18 protein-coding genes and 1 pseudogene are annotated in these 20356 nt (G+C 38.8%); 9 read left to right on the top strand and 10 right to left on the bottom strand.

All coding sequences use genetic code 11. The features are described 5' to 3' along the window. Window positions 1-29: 29 nt before the first annotated feature. The 3 genes from NSTCB13_RS27130 to NSTCB13_RS27120 form a co-directional block, all read right to left on the bottom strand. Window positions 30-1148 carry a ferrochelatase gene (locus NSTCB13_RS27130; RefSeq protein ID WP_448274466.1) on the bottom strand — a complete coding sequence of 373 codons (1119 nt, stop codon included), beginning with the start codon at window positions 1146-1148 and terminating at the stop codon, window positions 30-32. A gap of 371 nt (window positions 1149-1519) precedes the next feature. Further along, window positions 1520-3538, bottom strand: a complete 2019-nt coding sequence (locus NSTCB13_RS27125) for a DUF3137 domain-containing protein (protein ID WP_448274465.1) — start codon at window positions 3536-3538, stop codon at window positions 1520-1522. Window positions 3539-3546: 8 nt separating this feature from the next. Continuing rightward, window positions 3547-4104, bottom strand: a complete 558-nt coding sequence (locus NSTCB13_RS27120) for a LemA family protein (protein ID WP_448274464.1) — start codon at window positions 4102-4104, stop codon at window positions 3547-3549. Between the two features lie 193 nt (window positions 4105-4297). Here NSTCB13_RS27120 and NSTCB13_RS27115 point away from each other — a divergent pair, with 193 nt between their 5' ends. The 4 genes from NSTCB13_RS27115 (at window position 4298) to NSTCB13_RS27100 (ending at window position 9313) form a co-directional block, all read left to right on the top strand. After that, window positions 4298-4891 carry a hypothetical protein gene (locus tag NSTCB13_RS27115; RefSeq protein WP_448274463.1) on the top strand — a complete coding sequence of 198 codons (594 nt, stop codon included), beginning with the start codon at window positions 4298-4300 and terminating at the stop codon, window positions 4889-4891. 163 nt (window positions 4892-5054) lie between these two features. Continuing rightward, entirely contained in the window at window positions 5055-6317 is a 1263-nt protein-coding gene (locus NSTCB13_RS27110) for an MFS transporter (RefSeq protein WP_448274462.1), read from the top strand. 126 nt (window positions 6318-6443) lie between these two features. Further along, on the top strand, window positions 6444-8339 hold the full coding sequence (gene ilvB / locus NSTCB13_RS27105) for a biosynthetic-type acetolactate synthase large subunit (RefSeq protein ID WP_448265902.1): 1896 nt from the start codon (window positions 6444-6446) through the stop codon (window positions 8337-8339). A 659-nt stretch (window positions 8340-8998) separates the two neighbouring features. Continuing rightward, a complete protein-coding gene (locus NSTCB13_RS27100; RefSeq protein WP_448274461.1) occupies window positions 8999-9313 on the top strand; it encodes a hypothetical protein in 315 nt (104 codons plus the stop codon). A 296-nt stretch (window positions 9314-9609) separates the two neighbouring features. On the opposite strand, the gene egtD is transcribed toward NSTCB13_RS27100, so the two are convergent. The 3 genes and pseudogenes from egtD to NSTCB13_RS27085 all read right to left on the bottom strand — a co-directional run. After that, window positions 9610-10644, bottom strand: coding sequence for an L-histidine N(alpha)-methyltransferase (egtD, locus tag NSTCB13_RS27095; RefSeq protein ID WP_448274460.1), 1035 nt, complete (start codon window positions 10642-10644; stop codon window positions 9610-9612). A gap of 164 nt (window positions 10645-10808) precedes the next feature. After that, complete coding sequence (locus NSTCB13_RS27090; RefSeq protein ID WP_448274459.1) at window positions 10809-11015, bottom strand: hypothetical protein; 207 nt, start codon at window positions 11013-11015, stop codon at window positions 10809-10811. 19 nt (window positions 11016-11034) lie between these two features. Then, window positions 11035-11124 (bottom strand): annotated as a pseudogene (locus NSTCB13_RS27085) (ergothioneine biosynthesis protein EgtC); the annotation flags it as partial. Window position 11125: 1 nt separating this feature from the next. On the opposite strand from NSTCB13_RS27085, the gene NSTCB13_RS27080 reads away from it, so the two are divergent. Next, window positions 11126-11887 carry a nucleotidyltransferase domain-containing protein gene (locus NSTCB13_RS27080; RefSeq protein ID WP_448274458.1) on the top strand — a complete coding sequence of 254 codons (762 nt, stop codon included), beginning with the start codon at window positions 11126-11128 and terminating at the stop codon, window positions 11885-11887. A 239-nt stretch (window positions 11888-12126) separates the two neighbouring features. Here NSTCB13_RS27080 and NSTCB13_RS27075 read toward each other — a convergent pair whose 3' ends face one another. The 3 genes from NSTCB13_RS27075 to NSTCB13_RS27065 all read right to left on the bottom strand — a co-directional run bounded on the left by NSTCB13_RS27075 (window position 12127) and on the right by NSTCB13_RS27065 (window position 14631). Continuing rightward, window positions 12127-12507: a DUF423 domain-containing protein gene (locus tag NSTCB13_RS27075; protein ID WP_448275024.1), complete on the bottom strand. Its 381-nt coding sequence runs from the start codon at window positions 12505-12507 to the stop codon at window positions 12127-12129. A 109-nt stretch (window positions 12508-12616) separates the two neighbouring features. Beyond that, a complete protein-coding gene (locus tag NSTCB13_RS27070; protein ID WP_322712904.1) occupies window positions 12617-13096 on the bottom strand; it encodes a hypothetical protein in 480 nt (159 codons plus the stop codon). Window positions 13097-13647: 551 nt separating this feature from the next. Next, window positions 13648-14631 (bottom strand): helix-turn-helix domain-containing protein, encoded by a 984-nt coding sequence (locus NSTCB13_RS27065; protein ID WP_448274457.1) that lies wholly within the window; start codon window positions 14629-14631, stop codon window positions 13648-13650. Between the two features lie 365 nt (window positions 14632-14996). Between NSTCB13_RS27065 and NSTCB13_RS27060 the strand changes: the two genes are divergently transcribed. From NSTCB13_RS27060 to NSTCB13_RS27050, 3 genes are all read left to right on the top strand, one after another. After that, entirely contained in the window at window positions 14997-16607 is a 1611-nt protein-coding gene (locus NSTCB13_RS27060) for an acyl--CoA ligase family protein (protein ID WP_448274456.1), read from the top strand. A gap of 418 nt (window positions 16608-17025) precedes the next feature. Then, on the top strand, window positions 17026-17394 hold the full coding sequence (locus tag NSTCB13_RS27055; protein WP_445627245.1) for a hypothetical protein: 369 nt from the start codon (window positions 17026-17028) through the stop codon (window positions 17392-17394). Window positions 17395-17642: 248 nt separating this feature from the next. Beyond that, window positions 17643-18077 (top strand): GFA family protein, encoded by a 435-nt coding sequence (locus tag NSTCB13_RS27050; protein ID WP_448274455.1) that lies wholly within the window; start codon window positions 17643-17645, stop codon window positions 18075-18077. 520 nt (window positions 18078-18597) lie between these two features. Here the strand turns inward: NSTCB13_RS27050 and NSTCB13_RS27045 are convergent. Beyond that, window positions 18598-18795, bottom strand: a complete 198-nt coding sequence (locus NSTCB13_RS27045; protein WP_445627247.1) for an NblA/ycf18 family protein — start codon at window positions 18793-18795, stop codon at window positions 18598-18600. A gap of 264 nt (window positions 18796-19059) precedes the next feature. Here NSTCB13_RS27045 and NSTCB13_RS27040 point away from each other — a divergent pair, with 264 nt between their 5' ends. Continuing rightward, window positions 19060-19863: a peroxiredoxin-like family protein gene (locus tag NSTCB13_RS27040; protein WP_448274454.1), complete on the top strand. Its 804-nt coding sequence runs from the start codon at window positions 19060-19062 to the stop codon at window positions 19861-19863. Window positions 19864-20356 lie beyond the last annotated feature (493 nt).

Genomic DNA, 20356 nt, shown 5'->3' with positions numbered 1-20356 from the left:
AGCTTTGCCCACCCTCGTAAACTCAAAACTTAATGATGATGGTGGTGATGATGGCGATCGCCAGCTAGTTGAGGTTTAACTGCTAAAGGTTGCTCTGACAACAACTCTGCTATATGAGCGTCAGCCCATTGCGCCGCCATTGCCAAAAATTCTGGGCGATCGTTGACGCAAGCCATTTGCACGTAGTTCGTACCAGGATGCTGTTTCTCTAAAGCATGGATGATATGGTGTACATCCAATAGAGTTTCGTGGTTTTCTGTGGCAAAGCCAATTGGCATAAAGATTACCACTTTCGCACCCAATTGGATCAGGTTATTTGCCGCTTGCTCGGCATTTGGCTGTGTCCAATCAATTAAGGGCGTGTCATGATTGAGCCAACCTACTGAGATTAACGGATAGCGGTTAATCAACTTATCCCGAACTAAATCGTACATTGCTTCACTTTCGGCAATCCCAGAAGTAAAGCCTTTAGCTTTATGGGGACAGCCGTGATTCATTAAGACAATACCGATTTGAGAAGGTAGATAAGCTCCCGCTAACTCAGCAATTTTCTCTTCAACCAGATGAGCCATTAAATCGATGTAAGCTGGTTCGTTGAAGAAAGAAGGAATGTAGCGCTGTGCTTTAACCCAGTGTTCCTCACCATCAGTCAACTCAACGAGAGCATTGTTAACTTGCTCGATCGCAATCCCACTAGTAAAGATAGAATCAACAACCAGCAGTGGGTAAATTAGCAGCTTCTCGAAGCCTTGGTTTTTGATTTCTGCCAAAACTTGATTGGGTAGGAAAGGCGCACAGAAGTTAAAAGCCTTGAAAACTTGAACCTTATCGCCCCATTTTTCTTGTAAATTCTTCTCGATCCCAGCACGCTGCTGTTCAAAGATGGCATTGTGTGGGGAGATAAAATCGTGGTGTGTGTGTCCCCATTCATGGCGGTCAAATAGCGCCAAAAGCTTTGCCAGAGGCGGATAAATCCAGGTTGGCACCGGTGCAAATTTTGCTGTCAGTAGATTTAAAGCCTGTTCGTTATAGTTGGCGAAATCTTCGTAGCTTTCGACTTCGCCGTAGCCCATAAGCAGTACGGCTACACGGTCTTTACCTGATAGATGCTCGTGGGTGTGTTGTACTTTTTCCGGCGTGGCAACCACAATTAATTCCTCAATATAACCAGAGTGCAGAGAAATATAACGTTAGGGAATAGTTTGCACATTTTCCCTACTTGTAACTTATTATCCCATCCAGGGGGATAGGATAGGTGAGAAAATCAAAATAATACATCAAAAGTAAGATTTTTGTGCGGCATTGGGTATGGCAAATTGAATCAAAGGTACAGTTTTGACCTCTCTCCTAAAAGGAGAGAGGCTTTGAATTTTTCCCCCTTCCCGCGACGAGTTGGGGGTTAGGGGGTTAGGTCTGCGTACCTTATTCAATTAAAAATGTCTATATCCTAGAATAACGAAAGCGTTTAAGATGCTGAAAAGCTGCATTCTCCCTGAAACTTATTTGGTGAAACTTTGTTTCAAATATGTCTATCTAGATTTAAGTCTTCAACAATTCCCAACATCAAGTTGAGACTTTCAAAATATTCTCTTAAAGGCGCAAAGCTTAACACAATTTTATATAAATTAGGGTCAAATATATTATTTTCTACCGCTTCTTCAATGGCTATATATATCATGTCATCAACAAAGGAAATATAAATATTTCTATTGGTTTTCTTGCGAAAGTTAACTATTTTATCCATTAAACTAGTAGACAAAACATAACGTGCTTCTATTTGGTCATCACCATAAACAGTGAACATTTTGGAAAATTCTGGATCTTCTAATTTAATTACCTGTTTCTTAGCATGATTAAGAGCATGAATGTTCGCGTTGATAACCTTTGGTTGAACAATTGTAACAGTTTGCAGACTTTTGTGAAACTTAACTTTACAAAATAATCCTTTAAAGATTGTACTTGTTCGGGTAAATTGATTTTTTAAAACTTCAGATTCAAATTTTTTATATTCAATTTTTCTGCCGCGCAAAATATGATTAATTATATATGGAATTATTTTTAATAATCTAAATATTAAAGCACTAAATGTAAATGGTAAAATCAAAATAAACAAGGATATAACACGTAAAATTGAAAATATAAATATATAAATTATATGAGATTGAATTATTGTTTCATATCTCCTACTCATAAAAAAGATAATATCTAAAAAATTAGTCCAATCATGTTTTAATTCTAATTCTGCACGAATATTCGAGAAACAGATATCAAGACCATTGATTTTACCATAAATATAAACATCATGCTCAATCTTGTTTGGATTGATAAGTCCTTTAAATAGTTGGCTATGTTGAAAAAAATTAATACTATCTTCTTTTGAGTAAGAACTAAGATATTTTAAATTCTTATTTTGATTGACAAAATTAAATATTCTCTCAGATATTTTGTATGTAAAACCCGCGGAAAACCCTTGAAAAATTGCCGAGTAAAAAAATATCCAAGTCCAAAAAATTAAAAAAAAGCACAATAAATAATAGCCAGATGAAAAAAGGAAAATTATAATTATACATATAAATACTACGGCTATTGGTGTAGAGTGATTTTCAAATAACGAAGGTTCTTCAATATAAATATAATCTTTAATATCAAAAGATATCATGGAGAGAAGCTTGAACGTTGTAATTAAAAAAAATAAAAAAAGTAGATGAATAATAATAGATAATAAAGCTTGTTTTCTACGAGATTCAAATACTTTTAATTCGCCCAATAAATTTTTTTGACAAAATATTTTGAATTCTTTTAATGTTTTTGGTGTAAATTTTTCAATAACTGGTTCGGTTTCTCCTGACAAGGTTTCGCTTGATGGTTGTAGCTTAACTTCTGATTCAGTGGGGTTTGATGAAGTTGCAGACACATTAATATCATCTGTAAATAGCTCTGTAAATAAAACTTGCCTTGCCCATTTTCTCGTTGCTTCGTCTTCATTAATCAGGAGTTGCTGACAAAGAGCGATCGCTTGATTAATTTGTCCATTCTCGTAATATGCTTTTATCAGCCATTTGTGTGCTTGCAAATATTGTTTTGTAGCTGGAGAAGCAGCTTGACAAAAAATTTTAAATGCTCGAATTGCTTCTTTATAGCGTTTTTTGGTCAAAGCTTCATATCCAGTATTTATAAGTTCAGTCTCTTGTGCAGGAGTGAGTGAACCTTTAGTTGAATTTAGTGATGATTTTGACTCTGTAACTTTAGCTTCTGGAAGAATTTCGGCAAGATAGTACTGTGCTAATATCTGAGTAGTCTTATGTTTACTGTTACTCAATTCTTTGCATAAGTTAATTGCTTTATCAAAGTGTCCATTATAAAGGTATACGTCTAAAAGTAATACTCGTGCATACAAATATTCTTTTGTATTGGTTTCTAGATTATTTTGGAAAAACTTTTCCAATGTCTGAAGCGCCAAATTGTAATTTTGATATTGTAATAACTTAGCTATTCCATTTAATAATTCTTGATTTGGTGCAGAATTAGATTTTGGCATATTTAAACTTACTTATGGTTTATTTCAATATTTACATTGTTTCTTGCTTGTGGATTAGCTTTAAACTGAAATTTTGATTCATATTTCATTAATAAAGCCATAATATTTGTTGGAAACATTTCTACAGCGTTATTATATTCAGTCACGGCAGAGTTATAAAATCTTCTAGCGGCAGAAAGTTGTTCTTCTACTTCACTTAATGAATATTGTAATTGGATAAAATGGTCGTTTGTTTTTAATTCGGGATAGGCTTCAAATATTACTATAATTTGGCTTAACATTCTCGAAATTTGGTCTTCTACAACAACTCGGCTATTGTCACTTAAATTTTTTGAAGTTACCGTACTTCTGAGCCTGCTAATTTCTATCAATGTTTTTTGCTCAAATTGCATATATATTTGAGCTAAGGTAACAAGTCTAGGTATCAAATCGCTTCTTTTTTGCAGAATCACATTAATCGTAGAAAATGCATTATTAACTTGATTCTTTTTTTGAATTAAACTATTATATGAAACAATACAAACTATTACTAAAATTATAAAACTAATTAAAAAACAAATAAACATTTAATTTAGGAGATTAATCTAATATTATTTATAATCAAGAATAAGAAGCTTTTAGAATAGTATTATTTCGGAAAAATATGTGAAAAAGCTATAATTTACTCAGTAAAAACAAGGTAATATATATCAAAAACACTTGATTTGTGAAAAAGCTCTTTACATCGGAAGAGTCAAAAAATCAAAGGTAGTGTAAAAGATGAGTATAATTATTTGCCCTGGAATTCATGAGCCAGAGTTAACTGAAAGCTTTAGAGTCGAATTGTTAGATTTAGTTTCTCATGGCGCGATACCTGCGGTGAGCTACGCTAACGCACCTAACCCCATAAATATACTCGTTTATCCGGGTAAAGATGTTTTGGTTTTATCACCATTGCACATTTTGCGGTTTTTGCGCGATTGCTTGACCGACTCTTTAGAATCACCAATTATATTCATAAGCTTTAGTGCTGGCGTAGTTGGGGCAATAGGGGCAGCACATTTGTGGCAACTCTTGGGTGGTCGTGTGAAAGCGTTTATTGCTATAGATGGATGGGGAGTACCACTACAGGGAAATTTCCCGATTCATCGAATAAGTCATGATTATTTCACTCATTGGAGTTCATGTTTACTTGGTAGCGGGCAAAATAACTTTTATGCAGAACCAGCAGTCGATCATTTGTCCATCTGGAAATCTCCCCAAACTGTACAAGGTTGCTGGGTAGATTCATCCATCGAGATTATTCCACCCAAAGGTCGTCTGACAGCAAGTGAATTTTTGCTTATGCTGTTAAAGCACTATGAAGCGAATTAATCCGGACAATGGAGTAAGTAAACAGGAGTTAAGAGTGAGGAGTTAGGAGTTAGGAGTTAGGAGTGAGGTGTTAGCGTTTATTCTACCCTCTGCCCCATGCCCAATGCCCAATGCCCCATGCCCAATGCCCCATACCCCATGCCCCATCTACCCAAAGTATCTAATGTTTCCAACTGAACCAGCTGCTGTTAATAACGGGTTTAGCGCACTGCTAAAAAACCGTGGTTTTATGCTCCTGTGGATTGGGCAACTTCTGTCCCAATTAGCAGATAAGGTCTTCTTCGTTTTGCTGATTGCTCTTTTAGAGAACTACCCACCGCTTCCTGGGTTGGCACAAAACTCAATGTACTCAACCTTGATGCTGTCCTTTACAATCCCAGCAATTTTGTTCGGTTCTGCTGGTGGTATCTTTGTTGACCGTTTGCCAAAAAAGCTGATTATGGTCGGCTCAGATGTCGTGCGGGGAATATTAACGCTGTGTCTTCCCTTGTTACCACGACAATTCCTGATTTTGTTAATCCTGACTTTTGCCATTTCCACGGTGACGCAGTTTTTTGCACCAGCCGAGCAAGCAGCAATTCCCTTGTTAGTGAAGCGAGAAAATTTGTTGGCAGCTAATGCACTATTTAGCAGCACCATGATGGGAGCTTTAATTGTTGGTTTTGCCATTGGAGAGCCGATTTTGAGTTTGGCGAAAAGCTGGATGGGAGAAGAATACGGTCAAGAGCTTGTAGTTGGTGGATTATACATATTATCGGCTGCAATTATGCAGCCAATTAAGTTTAAAGAAGACAAACCTCACCGGGAACATCGAGTATCAAATCACCTTTGGGCTGAATTCACAGAGAGCCTGCGCTATCTTAAGAAAAACCCTTTGATCTTGAATGCTATGCTGCAACTGACAACTTTATATTGTGTGTTTGCAGCCTTAACAGTGCTGACGATTCGATTAGCTGAGGAGTTTGGTCTAAAAGAAAAACAGTTTGGCTTTTTTTTGGCAGCAGCAGGAGTAGGTATGGTCTTTGGTGCGGCAATTTTAGGTCACTGGGGTGACAAATTGCATCGTAAGCCTCTACCTTTGATTGGATTTTTGATGATGGCACTAGTTTTAGGAGTGTTCACTTTTACGCACAACTTGTTGCTGGCGCTAGGACTCTGTGCATTTTTGGGTATAGGTGCTGCCTTCATTGGTGTCCCCATGCAAACTTTAATTCAACAGCAAACACCACCGACCATGCACGGTAAAGTATTTGGCTTTCAAAATCATGCCGTCAACATCGCTCTGGCATTACCTCTGGCGATTACTGGGCCATTAACTGATGCTCTGGGCTTGCGATTTGTACTAGTAGGAATCAGTATTGTTGTCGTGGTTGTCGGTGTTTGGGCTTGGAAAAATACCCGCAATGTCTTGCAAGACGTAATTTAATTAATGTAGGCTAATAATCTAGCTTTATATCTAATATATAAAATTCTCAGAATTTAATTGGACTTTTCCATTAAAATGAAATCTTAACTACAGAATTCAGCATTAACTTTAGCTATAGTCTGAGGTTTGACCGTGCGATCGCTTTCCCCAATTAGTCTCCCACAAATCGAGAATCACAAACAGTCTCGTGCTTCTAGTCCGCCAGTCGTGCCCAAACGTGCATCTGGCGGTTTTGCTCTGCTTGACAGCCTTCATCGCCACGGCGTTGATTATATTTTTGGTTATCCTGGTGGGGCAATTCTCCCAATTTACGATGACCTGTATAAGGTGGAAGCAACTGGTGCTATGAAGCACATTCTCGTGAGACACGAGCAAGGCGCAGCCCACGCTGCTGATGGTTATGCCCGTGCTACAGGCAAAGTAGGAGTATGCTTTGGTACTTCTGGGCCAGGAGCAACTAACTTGGTGACAGGCATCGCCACCGCCTACATGGATTCAATCCCGATGATTGTGGTTACAGGACAGGTAGCACGTCCGTCGATTGGTACAGATGCGTTTCAGGAAACTGATATTTACGGAATTACCCTCCCAATCGTCAAGCACTCCTATGTGGTGCGCGATCCCAAAGATATGGCGCGAATTGTCGCTGAAGCGTTCCACATCGCTAGCACTGGGCGTCCGGGGCCAGTTTTGATTGATGTCCCCAAAGATGTGGCTTTAGAAGAATTTGACTATGTACCTGTAAAACCAGGTTCAGTCAAGTTACGCGGTTATCGTCCCACTGTGAAGGGAAATCCCCGACAAATTCATGCCGCGATTCAGTTGATTACTGAAAGTCGCCGTCCGCTATTGTATGTGGGTGGTGGTGCGATCGCAGCTGGTGCTCATGAAGAAATCAAACAACTAGCTGAATTATTCGATATCCCTGTCACCACAACCTTAATGGGGATCGGTGCATTTGACGAACATCATCCCCTTGCTTTGGGAATGTTGGGGATGCACGGCACCGCATACGCTAACTTCGCTGTTAGTGATTGTGACTTACTGATTTGCGTTGGCGCTAGATTTGACGATCGCGTTACAGGTAAATTAGACGAATTCGCTTCCCGCGCCAAAGTAATTCACATCGACATCGATCCGGCAGAAGTCGGCAAAAACCGCATTCCCGAAGTGCCCATCGTCGGCGATGTACGGAACGTCTTAGTAGACTTGTTGCGTCGCTGCAAAGAAGCAGGAATTAAGGCTACACCAAATCAAAACCAAGAGTGGCTGAATCTAGTTAACCGTTGGCGCGAAGAGTATCCTCTGGTAGTGCCGCAGCATCCCGACAGCATTTCACCCCAAGAAGTAATTGTAGAAGTCAATCGCCAAGCACCCCACGCTTTCTACACTACAGATGTCGGACAACATCAAATGTGGGCAGCACAATTCCTCAAGAATGGCCCAAGGCGCTGGATTTCTAGCGCTGGTTTGGGAACTATGGGTTTTGGCTTACCTGCGGCAATTGGCGCGAAAGTGGCGTTTCCTGATGAAGAAGTCATCTGTATTAGTGGTGATGCTAGTTTCCAAATGTGTTTACAGGAACTAGGAACAGCAGCACAGTATGGAATAAATGTCAAGACAATAATTATCAACAACGGCTGGCAAGGGATGGTGCGCCAGTGGCAGCAAGCCTTCTATGGTGAACGCTACTCATGCTCCGACATGGAAATAGGGATGCCAGATGTAGAGTTATTGGCAAAAGCTTATGGCATTAAGGGTATGGTAATCAGCGATCGCAGTCAATTAAAAGATGCGATCGCCGAAATGCTGGCACACAAAGGCCCAGTAATCTTAAATGTCCACGTCACCAGAGACGAAAACTGCTATCCAATGGTAGCCCCTGGTAAGAGCAACGCTCAAATGGTCGGCTTACAGAAGCAAGCACCGAAAGCCGCAGCCGAGCCAGTGTATTGTAGCCATTGCAATGCCAAAAATGCTCCCACTCACAATTTTTGCGCTGAGTGTGGCACAAAGCTGTAACGCTTTTTGATAATTCAGACTAGAGAGGTAGGGGAGCAAGGAGAAGGGGAGCAAGATGCAGGAATTCCCCTAATTCTTGCCCCCTTTCCTCTTACGTAGGTATCCTTTAATCTTCCTAATGATGTTATATTTCTGTTTTAATTGCAGCAAAGCGTTCTGAAAACTACTTTATCAAACTTAGATTTTATTAAAAATTCATATACTTTTTGCTTTAGTTAGTTAAATATGCGAGTGAAAGCTGATTTTATATAAATCAGTTTTCTTTTAAAATTCAGTAACATTCCTCTTTTATTAAAAAGTTAAATATAAATACAATATTAAAAGTTGTGCTGGCTTAGTTGATTAAAAAACGTCAATTATTCCAGGTGTATCTATTTGCTAACTTTTTTCAGACAGATTCAATAGTCTTAAAATAACTGCTCTCTTTCTTTTACAAAAGAGAGTTTAGCTTTCTATTGATTGAGAAAAGTAGATTGTTGTTATCGAATTAATGTACTAAGCATTAATAGTCTGTTCATTTGAAATCGCTGTGTTCAAGTTTATTGGACAACAGCGTTATGACTCTATGGGAAAATTGCAGTTTTCTTTCTAACTGAGAACAAACACAACTTCTTTAAGCTTTGAATACTTCTGAACGCATATAATCAATCGCAATCCCTATGCACCAATATATTTCTCATTTGCTCGTACTGGTATTAGGAACAAGTTCAACTTTCCTTGTTACTCCATCTCAAGCTCAAACTCCGGTAAAAACCAAGAATCAAAATCCTGAAAATGTTACTTCCATATCTTCAAATTCACTTCAGGCTACCCAATTAAGTGATTTTACCAATTCTACTAATAGCAAACCACCTCTTCTTTCTGAGGTAACTAATAACTCTTCTGCTACTAATACCAATATAATAGCAAATAAACCTCGTCCACGAGTTCCTATATTTAGCAGAATTTTTCCTACACCTTCGATGCAGCAATAATTAGCGATTAAACATTTAGTTTACACCAATTTGAAAAAAGAATGCGACAGATAGGCAGCCCTAAACCCTTGTCCTGTCTGAATTCTTAATTTTGAATTTTGAATTTTGAATTTTGAATTGGTATTACTTGCTTGGGTCGATCAAAATTTGCATTCATACATTTTGACCTCTCTCCTTTAAGGAGAGAGGCTTTGAATTATGACTCCCTAATGCTTGTAGGGAAGGGCTGTTTTTGTTAGCTATATATTGGACTCAACTGAGAACCACTATATATATCACGCATACTCTGATTTGCTTTATGCTTGCAGCTGACAGAGCATTAAGCCAAACCATTGATTTGGATCTCTCCACACATGAAGAGGTAATAAACCTTGTGCAGTTAGTTGCTGTTTGATAATATTAAGGTCAAATTTGCGAGAAATTTCGGTGAGGATAGTCTCACCTAGTGCAAAATTAACCTTAAGATTAAGAGCGCGTAATTCTACAATTTGCGATCGCAAGCTGCGTAAATGCATTTCTATTTGATGCTCGCTTTCATTGTAAAATGCTCGGTGTTCAAACTGGGTGGTGTCAAAGTTACCCTCAAACCGCTGATTTAAATGTTCCAGCATATTCAGGTTAAATGCAGCTGTCACTCCCTGGCTGTCGTTATAAGCTGGTTCTAAAATCTGTTTTGGCTTTCGTAAATCTATCCCCAATAAAAAATACTCACCTACTTGTAGAGCATTAGTTATTTGAGAGAAGAACACATCACATTCATCAGGGGTAAGATTACCTAAACTGCTACCAATAAAACAAATCATCCGACTGGGTAATTGCGTCGGTAGGAGTTTTGCAAGGGCTAATTCATAGGTTCCCGCTAGTGCATAAACTTGGAGTAAAGGATAATCTCCCAATAACTGCTTGGCACTATTTTCCAACATACCTGCACTCACATCAATTGGTAGGTAATGCAGAGGATAGCCTAGTTGCTGGTAGGCATCTAGTAAAATGCGGGTTTTACTAGAACTACCACTGCCAAGTTCTACCAATTCACAAACGCCAGTTATCTTGGCAATTTCACCAGCATACTGCTGTAAAATCGTTGTTTCTGTGCGTGTAAGATAATATTCTGGTAAATCGCAGATTTGCTCAAACAGATCGGAACCACGGTCATCATAAAAGTAACAAGGGGGTAGAGATTTAGGTGTTTGAGTTAATCCCTTCACTACATCACTCCCAGCACTAGATGCAACTATTTGAGTCGCTCCTATCAAACGCTCTATCTGCAAGCGTTTTTCAACGCTGCTTTGAGAAATAACCTTGCTATTAACAGCTTTAGATATCGACATGAAACCTCCGTTTGCTTGGCGTAATAGGTTACTTTGATAGCAGACCTTTATTCCAATCAGTGAAACACATAGCCATAGTTAATAAAATCATGTTTGAGCAATATAGCTCAAGCTTTCAAGCTATTTTTCCGCATTTTCCCATTAAAATAGTAGCAAGTAAGTGCCTAAGTGCTATGTTCTTGCAACGATAAAGATTTGATATAGGCAATATACCCTAAGTACCAGCAAATAGCAGATCGTGTCAGAATGAGGTTGACTAAAGAATATGGCTTAGTCATATCCTGGAATAGCGCCAAAGTTTTCGAGCGATATTCATCGTAGGCTGGAGAAATAGCCTTTTTCACACTAAATTTACTCAATTTGAATTTCATAGTCTGCTCCCACACTAATGAAACTCTGGACGATGAGTGAGTGTTCTGGTTTATATAGAATATCTTTTAAAGAAATAGGCGAACCGAGGTAAGCAAGTAAACGGCACATTATGAATATTCCAACTTCTCTTAACACAATTATTAGGCAACAGCCTTACCCGTTTTTATTCGCCATCATTAGTGGTTCCCATTTATATGGCTTTCCCTCACCCGATTCTGATTATGACTTGCGTGGTGTCCATATTTTACCAGTTCAAGAAGTAGTGGGATTACAGACTAAAAATGAAACTATTGAAGTTTCAGAAGTTCGCGAATCTTTAGAGATTGATTTAGTAACTCATGATGTCAAAAAATTCTTTTTGATGCTACTTAAAAAGAATGGTTATGTATTAGAACAATTGTATTCTCCTTTAATATTAATAACCTCACCTGAGCATGAGGAATTGAAAATTATTGCTAAAAATTGTATTACCCGTCATTATAGTTACCATTATATTGGTTTTGCCGCAACACAATGGAAACTTTTTGAGAAAGAAAATGCGCATCGAATTAAACCATTACTTTATGTTTATCGAGTTCTATTAACTGGGATCTATCTGATGCAAACAGGAATAGTTGAGTCTAATTTAATTAAGCTAAATGAGGTTTTTAATTTGCCATATATTTCTGATTTGATCGCCCAAAAATTAGCAGGTACAGAAAAGTCTGTTTTGTCAGATATTAATGTAGCTTTTCATCAAAGAGAATATGAACGTCTGCATAATAATTTACAGGAGGCATATCAATCTAGCTCATTACCTGAAGCACCTTCATGTAATGCAGATTTGGATAATTTGTTAATACGCCTGAGAACAAAGAGCTATAAATTATAAGCTTTTAACTCCTCACTACTAGCATTTTAAAAAAGATAAATTTAAACATTGAAAATTCTGCGTTATTTATAAATAACGGGGTTAATTGATTTGTATGCACCTTGTTGAAATTATGATTGATGAATTGACCAATTTTATTTTTTGGAAAATATTTTTGTTGAAAATATGCTGTAAAGACAAGATAAATGAGCCTCTAAAAAATGAAGTTAAGAGTTAAAAACTCCTAACTCCTAACTTTTTTACAACTTCAAATTCCAAGCAGCAAAAGCTAAAGCACCCCAACCTGCGAGAAAGGCTGTGCCGCCTAGTGGTGCGATCGCTCCCAAGGATTTAATACCGGTTATGCCAAGGGCGTACAAGCTACCTGAGAAAATAGCAATGCCAATGATAAATAGCCATCCACTGGCTACGAGTGTGGGTTGAGGCGACTCGGTACGACTAATTAGTATGGCTACTAAAAAAAGTGCCAGAGCATGATACATTTGGTAACGAGCGCCAGTCTCAAAAATTTCTAGCGATCGCTCACTAATCTTTTCCCGCAGGGCATGGGAAGCAAAAGCACCAGCAGCAACCGACAAACCACCTAAAATGGCAGCTACGCTCAAAAAAATCTGCGTCATTAGACCTAGCTGTAAGTTGAGTATTGTAGTCATTAGTCATTAATCATTGGTCATTAATGAATAACAAATAACAAAGGACGAAAGACAAAGGACAAATGACTAATGACAATTAGACATCAAAATGATATGATACAGCCCCTTCTTCGTTCACTTTAAAATTTGCATTGAATTCTTTAGCTTTTTCATCTAAATATTGTCTGGCGTGGGCTGCGGGTAATTGTGACTGGATGGCAAAGCCTAAAACAGTTACGCGCCCGTGATTTTCTTGTAGCATCTCATAAAAAATCGATTGCAGGCGATCGCTAACTTGTTGATTAATTGCCTTTTTCTCCTGCCGACTTTGACGGTACAATCCCAATGCTAACCACGTGCCCAGTGTTAGGGTAGGGACACCAAAAATTAGACCGCCAACAGCAGCATTATTATCTTCATAAGTGGCATTCGGTGCGTTAAAGTCATACTCACCCGCCGGTATTGAGATGGCTTTAGGTGTAGCGAATTTTTCTAGTGCCGCTGTTGCTGATAGAGTTACAAACATGAATCCGAGTGTCAGTAGCCAACCGGCAGCTAATTTTTCAGCAGTTTTCATAGTTTCACTTCAGATTTACACTTTGCTTGCGATTTTAACCTGACTTTCATAAAGGTTCCAATATATCAATTAACCTGACTTTTCACGTTATGTGGAAAAATCTACCAAAAACCTAACCCCCTAATATCGTTTCCGGTTAAAGACTTATCATTAAGACGGCAGGGGAGCAGAGGGTAGGGGGAAAGAGGGTTTCCTGGTTTTTGCACAAATGCGGGAATTATAACTAATTAGGCGGACATGATATAACTCCCTTCCCGCGTCGGGAAAGGGGAAAATTCAAAGTCTCTCTCCTTTTAGGAGAGAGATTTAGAGAGAGGTTTTCCAGATACCGTGAAAAGTCAGATCAATTAACTCCCAGTTACAGTTTTTTAGCTTTTACACAATATTTTTTGCCTACGCAGACTATGCTCACCACTTATGATTGGAATGGAGTGGCGAGGACGGCGTAAGATTTAATAAAAGCTGAGTTCGGGATAAGCTGAAACTCTACATTAAACTGACTTTTCCCGAACTCAGGTCAATCTTAAGATGTAATTGGATTGTGGTGCACGTTAATACGATCCTTCTGGTGGGGAAATATCAGATCCGACAACCACACCAGTATTATTAGTGGATTTAATCCCCGGTTTAACAGTAGGGGATTGTTGTTTTAACGATTGTAAAACAGAAGAAGAGTTATCTTGCTCAGTTGATATATTGGTATTTGCTTGTTGCTGGGACATCAAAGCTAATCCTCCCATTGCACCTGCAAGAAGAGCTGTATAACCTACATATAAATGCGTCGGACGAATTTCCAATCCCATTCCTTTTTTAGATTGGGACGAAAGAGGCTGAGTTACTGGTATAGCTGCTTGTACTGGCAAAGAAGCAGCTAAAGCAACACCATTAAGTCCTAAAGCATCTCCATAACGTCGGATAAATCCACGTAAAAAAATGTCATCTGGCAATTCTTTTGAGTTGCCGTTTTCTAATGCATCTATCAACTCGGTTCGGATATGAGTGGAAAGCTGGATGTGGTCCAAAGAAAGCCCTTTGGACAAACGGGTTTTCTGGAGTTGTTGCCCGATTTGACGTAAGCACACCATGCGTTGTTGGTCTGCTTGCAAGGCAAGTTCTGCTTGAGAAATTCTCTGATGATTCAGCAATTGCAGTGGTTTTTTCCACAGCGAATTTTCTGCTGCATTTTTAGAGGATTGCTCCTGTTGAGTGCAACACTCTTGCTGTATCTCTGATGAATAATTGACTGTTTCCGTCGCTTGCTTTGTATCTGTAGCTGTTTCAACTTTTTGATGTTGTTGGGCAAATTGTCGAAATGCTAAACCGATCGCTTCTCGACCTACGGCTTTTAATAAATCTTGAGCCTGATCTGTTTCTGAACCTATTAACTTCTGCACAATCGCTAAAGCACGTCGATAAACTCGGCTACGATGCAGTTGTACTTCTATTTCTCCTAAAAGCGATCGCAACTCATCTTGAGAAATTTCAATATTTGGATTGCCCAGAATTTGCAGATAGTGTACAGGAGTAGTAACCATTGTCAAAGCCTTTTATATTAACTCAATCAAAGAAATTTACAATTATATCTTCACTATTTTTCCTCACTTCACCTTGGTTTTCCGGATGTTAATTGTATAATTTAAATTTTTTAATTCATCATCAACACTGGAACAAAGCCATAATAAACGCAGTCACGATCGTAAAAATGATACTGGCATCTCTGTGAGAAAAAACCTTGGATGCCTACCATTTACAAGTAACCGGAATCTCAAGGTAGACTGAGCCTGCCCTGAGTCTAGTCTAATTGAATGCGATCGCGGTAACTAAGTACTGTAAAAATCATCTAGTGCTTTATGACCGTATGGTATGCTCGTGCAGTAAATAATTACTGTTAGCATTAGCCATGAACCCTGAAGCAGTTGATCGCAGCTTTCTCACACCTCTAACTTTTATTCAACGTAATGCTAAAGTTTATAGTCAGAAAGTTTCTATTATATATAATCAAAAACGCTTCACTTACAGGGAATTTGCAGAGCGGATCAATTGTCTAGCCTCAGCACTGCATCATGCTGGACTTGAAAAAGGCGATCGCGTCGCTTTTTTTTGTTTCAATACTCCACCCATGCTAGAAGCCCATTTTGCTGTGCCTTTAATAGGTGGTATTTTAGTATCTATTAATACTCGTTTGGCTTCCCAGGAGGTTGCTTATATCTTAAATGATTGCGGTGCTAAATTTCTTTTTATTGATACAGAGTTAACAAATATAATTCGACCTATTCAAAATAGTCTCAAAACTGTTAAGTATATAATCAATATCAGCGATAATCAAGGATTTGAACCAATAAATGGAGAGGATTATGAAGCATTTATCCAAACTGGTAATCCTACTCCTTTGCCTTGGGTAATTACAGATGAAATGGATACGATTTCTATTAATTACACTAGTGGAACTTCTGGTAAACCCAAAGGTGTAATGTATTCTCATCGCGGTGCATATATTAACTCTTTAGGAGAAATAATTGAAACAACACTAACACCTAACTCGGTTTATTTATGGACTCTGCCGATGTTTCACTGCAATGGTTGGTGTTTTACTTGGGCGGTAACTGCTATTGGTGGTACTCATATTTGTTTGCGTAAGTTTAACCCTGGTAATATCTGGAAGTTAATTCAACAAGAAGGAGTAACTCATTTAAATGCTGCACCTGTAATTTTAATTTCTCTCCTCAATCATCCAGACTGTCCGCAATTATTAGCAAAACCTCTAACTATCACTACAGCAGGCGCACCACCATCACCAATATTAATTGAAAAACTTACTAAAATTGGCGCAAAAATTATTCACGTTTATGGTTTAACAGAAGTTTATGGTCCATATAGTGTTTGTGAATATCAATCAGATTGGAATAATTTAAATATTGAAAAACAAGCAAAACTTGTAGCACGCCAAGGCGTACCTTATATCGGTGCAGATGGTTTGCGAGTTATAGATCGAAATATGAATGATGTCCCGGCGGACGGTGAAACAATGGGGGAAGTGGTGATGCGGGGAAATATGGTGATGACAGGCTATTATAATGACCCAGAAGCAACTGAAAGGGTATTTAGAGGAGGATGGTTTCATAGCGGTGATTTAGCAGTAATGCACCCTGACGGTTATATTGAGGTGCGCGATCGCATGAAAGATATCATCATTACAAATGGGGAAAATGTCTCTAGTATTGAAGTTGAACAATGTCTTTACCGCCATGAAGCCGTGTTAGAATGTGCAGTTATTGCTGTACCTCATGCCAAGCGTGGTGAAGTGCCAAAAGCTTTTGTTACCCTCAAAGAAAACGCGCAAGTTACAGCACAAGAATTAATCCAATTCTGCCGCGATCAAATTGCTGCTTTTAAATGCCCTACGACAATTGAATTTACTACTCTGCCAAAAACTAGTACTGGTAAAATTCAAAAGTATCTTTTACGAGAAAAAGAATGGATAGGTTATGAAAAGAGGATTTATGGCAGTTAGTTGCGATATCTAAATTCACTGCCAAGTTTACCTGATATTGTTATTGAAGGATATAAGCGGCTGAAGTTGCGAATCAGGCAAGGATTCGACAGCGCTAGTCTGTTCTAGATTGAGATTGAGTTAGTCAGTCTCATGCTGGGATGGTTGTTGCTAGATGTTTTTTCAGCTTCCCTGTAACCAACACCAATTAGACAGCTAGGGTCTGCAAAGGCAATTTTATAAAGAATTTTTAAGAAATTAACATTTTTCAGAAAACGAAAGACCTAATGCTGAAGTAATCCCCAAAAGTTCAGAATCATAGATTTTGTAGTTTACACACACCCTAGTGTCTGAAAACCTTACATGGTAAAGTCTCTGATGTACTTCATCCATGTCGAAACCTAATTATTAGTTTTTCAATTTTTTGGAGGAGAGAAAAATGAAGAAGTTCAGCTGTTTGATGATTGTGGGGGCAATATTGTCGATTAGTGCGCCGGCTGTGGCTGAAAGTCGTGCCGTTAATATCAGTATTGGCAGTATTGGTGGTTCCTTAGATAATGCTGCTTTGCGAACAGTTCGTCAGGTTATCGGGTCTGCTGTCGGCACTAGTACCGTCGATAAATTCATTGTATATAGTCCCAGAGCTGGATCTATTCCCATCGAAGGAGGTTTATCTGCTTGTGCTGAAGCTGGCTTCGGGATCAGCAATACAACATTTAATGCTTTTATCCAGCAGTTGCGTTCAATTAATCCCAAACCAGGGACTTTCTACAATCTAGAACTTACCGCAAGCTGCAAACTCAAATAAGACGTTTGTACTCAAGCACGGTAGATGGGCTTCGCACCTCAGCCCATCCATCAAGTTAGGCTCTACGCGATAAACGCAAAACTTCATATTTTTAAATTGGAGATGTAACATCAATGTTGATTTAAATCAGCGTCAAGAAGCGACTAGATTAGTTGTATCAGCCTCTAAACTCAATAGTGCAGATACTTCCAGCATCAAACAAAAAAGAATGTCAAATTGAAGCGCATTTTTGGGAGCAGAGAAAAAATATGTCTAATGTAAGCATTGCAAAAGGTAGCTGTCTGTGCGGAGTAGTAAACGTTTCTACAACCCGTATGAGTAATCAGGTAGAAGCATGTCATTGTAGTATGTGTCGCAACTGGGGTGGAGGACCTTTGTTAGTAGTTGAGTGTGAAAGTGATGATGTTAGCTTCTCTGGTGAAGAATATATCGAAGTTTATCAATCTTCAGAATGGGCAGAGCGTGGATTCTGTAAGAAGTGTGGTAGCCATCTATTTTACAAATTTAAACAAAATAACCAGTATTTCATACCCGTTGGACTATTCGATAGCTGTGAAGGTCTTGTTTTCCATCGTCAGATATTCATAGATGAAAAGCCCAAATATTACTGTTTTGCCAATGAAACCAAGAACCTAACAGGGGCGGAGGTATTTGCACAGTTTGCACCGCAATCAGAGCGCTAAAGATTGGAGTTACTTTTTAGCATATCTGTGATTGTCTGAGCAATTATTGTCAGGAAAGCCTTGGTAAATGCCTTACAGCTATTTTCAGGTAAATAGACCACGCGCTAGGGGCGCAAGGCCTTGCGCCCGACAGGTGTGGTTCAAATACATGAAAACTGTTGTAAGGTCACTTTTACGCAGACATCAAGTCAATTGGAGTACAAAAGAGACCTCTTGGCATTTGTGCTTTTTACAAGAAGGGGAAAAGGGTAAAGGTTAAAGGGAAAAAGGACAATAGACCTCTTGCAAAAGTAACTTTTGCAAGAGGGGAGAAAGGAAAAGGGTTTTTATGAGCCGCTTTCCCCTTTTCCCCACTTCTGCAAGAAGTCTAATACAGAGCCTTTTCCCGACAAATGCCAAGAAGTCTAAGGATTTCTGCTAGTGTATTCCAGGACTCTCCCAAGCTGGCAGCGACACAGGATTTCTACCAATATTTCTTTGTCGCTGCTAAAAATTTAAAACATTTATTGGCTTGTATGCTTTAGCCCAAAATTGAGTCTGAATCCAGTTCCCACTGATGTTTGAGCAATTCTTGATAAGTCGTTTCCCGGATTATCATCTGCTTATAGAGCATAAGCAAAAACTCTTGAGCTTGTTCGCGGGACATTTGTTGCACAACGTCTGCAAAAGTTCTAAGGCGAAATTCTTGTTCTAAAGATAATGTAATGGGTTGATTCATCGCAGGATCAATCGCCCAACTAGGCGAAAACTAAAGGGTCAATGTTGACAATCTTGAGAAGAAGGTTTCATACCTAGCTGCTGTTAGCAGTAATACACTCATCAAGCGACCTACTGGGTATTGCCTTAGTTAGCGGTATCAAACTAAATATGAACTTCTGTTAACTAGTATAACAAAATATTCACAAATCTGAGATGATGGCATATTAATGCTTTAGTACATCCTGTGTCACTGATACCCTAAATATCCGAGTAATCATTTGTAATGAATCCTTACACTATCCTTAATCAGACAGGACTTCAGCGTGTTAGTGATGGCATGACCCGCCCCCTACTAGAAAATTGCGAACCTGCCTCATATATCCTTGTTTTAGTCTGGCCCCAACTTGGGGATTTTGATAGTCTTGAATATGCGTGGTGGTTACAGCGCGAAGCTAAAAAATTGTCAGATGAAAAACTCGCTATTCGTGCAGTGGGAATTGGTAATCGCGCCTCTGGAATAAGATTTTGTGAATATACAGGATTTCCACCGGAAAATTTATTTGTTGAACCTAATGGAGAACTACATCACCAACTCAAACTTTATTCAGGTCTCAATGTTTCTTTCCCTGGACTTTCTCCTGCTCAGAAAGCTTGGCTAAATCTAGTGTTAATGTGTGCAGGCTTTGGAAGTCCTGGAACACTAAGAGAAGTTTTTCGGGGATACAGGGGAGATCGTCAAGCTCCTCAACTCATTGAAGATGATGAAATTATTCAAGGTACTCCTCTACCTGCTTTTAAAGGCTCGTTTTTCCAATTAGCTGGCGGAAGTGGGTTTCAACGTCCCTTTGAATTGGCTACTCTACGGCTACGGAATATGGTTGAAGTTCTCAGCAATTGGCATACTTATGTACCTAATTCTGCTTACTTAACTCAGCGTGGTGGAACTTTTCTGTTTGATACCAAAGGCCAGTTACTTTACGAACATCGAGATCCAGGAATTCTAGGTTTTGCTAGTAATATGAGTCGTCCCCTATCATTTTTATCCTCGATCGAAACGGAATTAGCTGGGCTTGGGAATCAATTTTAATCTCTGCTGTAGTTTTACAGTATCAACATATTTGAAAACCTCTTCAATAAGATTATTGGCTTTTTTTGTATGCTTAAATAAAGTGTTCTATCCCGATCAATCGTAACCTCACTATTTTATCCTGAGCTTGCATCTATTCCCCAATATGATTTTCCTGACGATAGTTACAGAGCCAAAGAAGAACTGATAAACCAGTTAGTTTTAGTTATTGGCGTCAGACATCCATTTGTTACCATCTCTAAACGCTTTGTGAAATCGTCTAAATATGCAAAGACAAAGACAAATCGGTTTCTCCTAATTGCTGGTGGGAGGTCACAATCGTCGGATGCAAGGCATCGCAAAATCAAATAAGGAAATATTATTATCAGGCGATTGATGCTGAATCGAGAAGACTGATAACCCAATCTTCGGTTAAAGAAGACAAGTAGTTTGTTGGGATACAAACCGACTGTAGTATGGGGCATCGGTGAGAGTATAATAAGATAAAGCGCAT

The organism is Nostoc sp. DSM 114160, from assembly GCF_053470305.1.
The sequence above is the reverse complement of the archived record's forward strand: the minus strand, read 5'-3'. Positions and strand labels throughout refer to the sequence as shown.

Excerpts from the sequence above, each read along its gene's own strand:
- NSTCB13_RS27125 (WP_448274465.1), bottom strand. The coding sequence starts at position 3,538 with ATGCCAAAATCTAATTCTGCACCAAATCAAGAATTATTAAATGGAATA.
- NSTCB13_RS27050 (WP_448274455.1), top strand. The coding sequence starts at position 17,643 with ATGTCTAATGTAAGCATTGCAAAAGGTAGCTGTCTGTGCGGAGTAGTA.
- NSTCB13_RS27045 (WP_445627247.1), bottom strand. The coding sequence starts at position 18,795 with ATGAATCAACCCATTACATTATCTTTAGAACAAGAATTTCGCCTTAGA.
- NSTCB13_RS27055 (WP_445627245.1), top strand. The coding sequence starts at position 17,026 with ATGAAGAAGTTCAGCTGTTTGATGATTGTGGGGGCAATATTGTCGATT.
- NSTCB13_RS27120 (WP_448274464.1), bottom strand. The coding sequence starts at position 4,104 with ATGTTTATTTGTTTTTTAATTAGTTTTATAATTTTAGTAATAGTTTGT.
- NSTCB13_RS27110 (WP_448274462.1), top strand. The coding sequence starts at position 5,055 with ATGTTTCCAACTGAACCAGCTGCTGTTAATAACGGGTTTAGCGCACTG.
- NSTCB13_RS27100 (WP_448274461.1), top strand. The coding sequence starts at position 8,999 with ATGCACCAATATATTTCTCATTTGCTCGTACTGGTATTAGGAACAAGT.
- NSTCB13_RS27070 (WP_322712904.1), bottom strand. The coding sequence starts at position 13,096 with ATGAAAACTGCTGAAAAATTAGCTGCCGGTTGGCTACTGACACTCGGA.
- NSTCB13_RS27080 (WP_448274458.1), top strand. The coding sequence starts at position 11,126 with ATGAATATTCCAACTTCTCTTAACACAATTATTAGGCAACAGCCTTAC.
- NSTCB13_RS27040 (WP_448274454.1), top strand. The coding sequence starts at position 19,060 with ATGAATCCTTACACTATCCTTAATCAGACAGGACTTCAGCGTGTTAGT.
- NSTCB13_RS27075 (WP_448275024.1), bottom strand. The coding sequence starts at position 12,507 with ATGACGCAGATTTTTTTGAGCGTAGCTGCCATTTTAGGTGGTTTGTCG.
- NSTCB13_RS27115 (WP_448274463.1), top strand. The coding sequence starts at position 4,298 with ATGAGTATAATTATTTGCCCTGGAATTCATGAGCCAGAGTTAACTGAA.
- NSTCB13_RS27065 (WP_448274457.1), bottom strand. The coding sequence starts at position 14,631 with ATGGTTACTACTCCTGTACACTATCTGCAAATTCTGGGCAATCCAAAT.
- NSTCB13_RS27060 (WP_448274456.1), top strand. The coding sequence starts at position 14,997 with ATGAACCCTGAAGCAGTTGATCGCAGCTTTCTCACACCTCTAACTTTT.
- egtD (WP_448274460.1), bottom strand. The coding sequence starts at position 10,644 with ATGTCGATATCTAAAGCTGTTAATAGCAAGGTTATTTCTCAAAGCAGC.
- NSTCB13_RS27090 (WP_448274459.1), bottom strand. The coding sequence starts at position 11,015 with ATGAAATTCAAATTGAGTAAATTTAGTGTGAAAAAGGCTATTTCTCCA.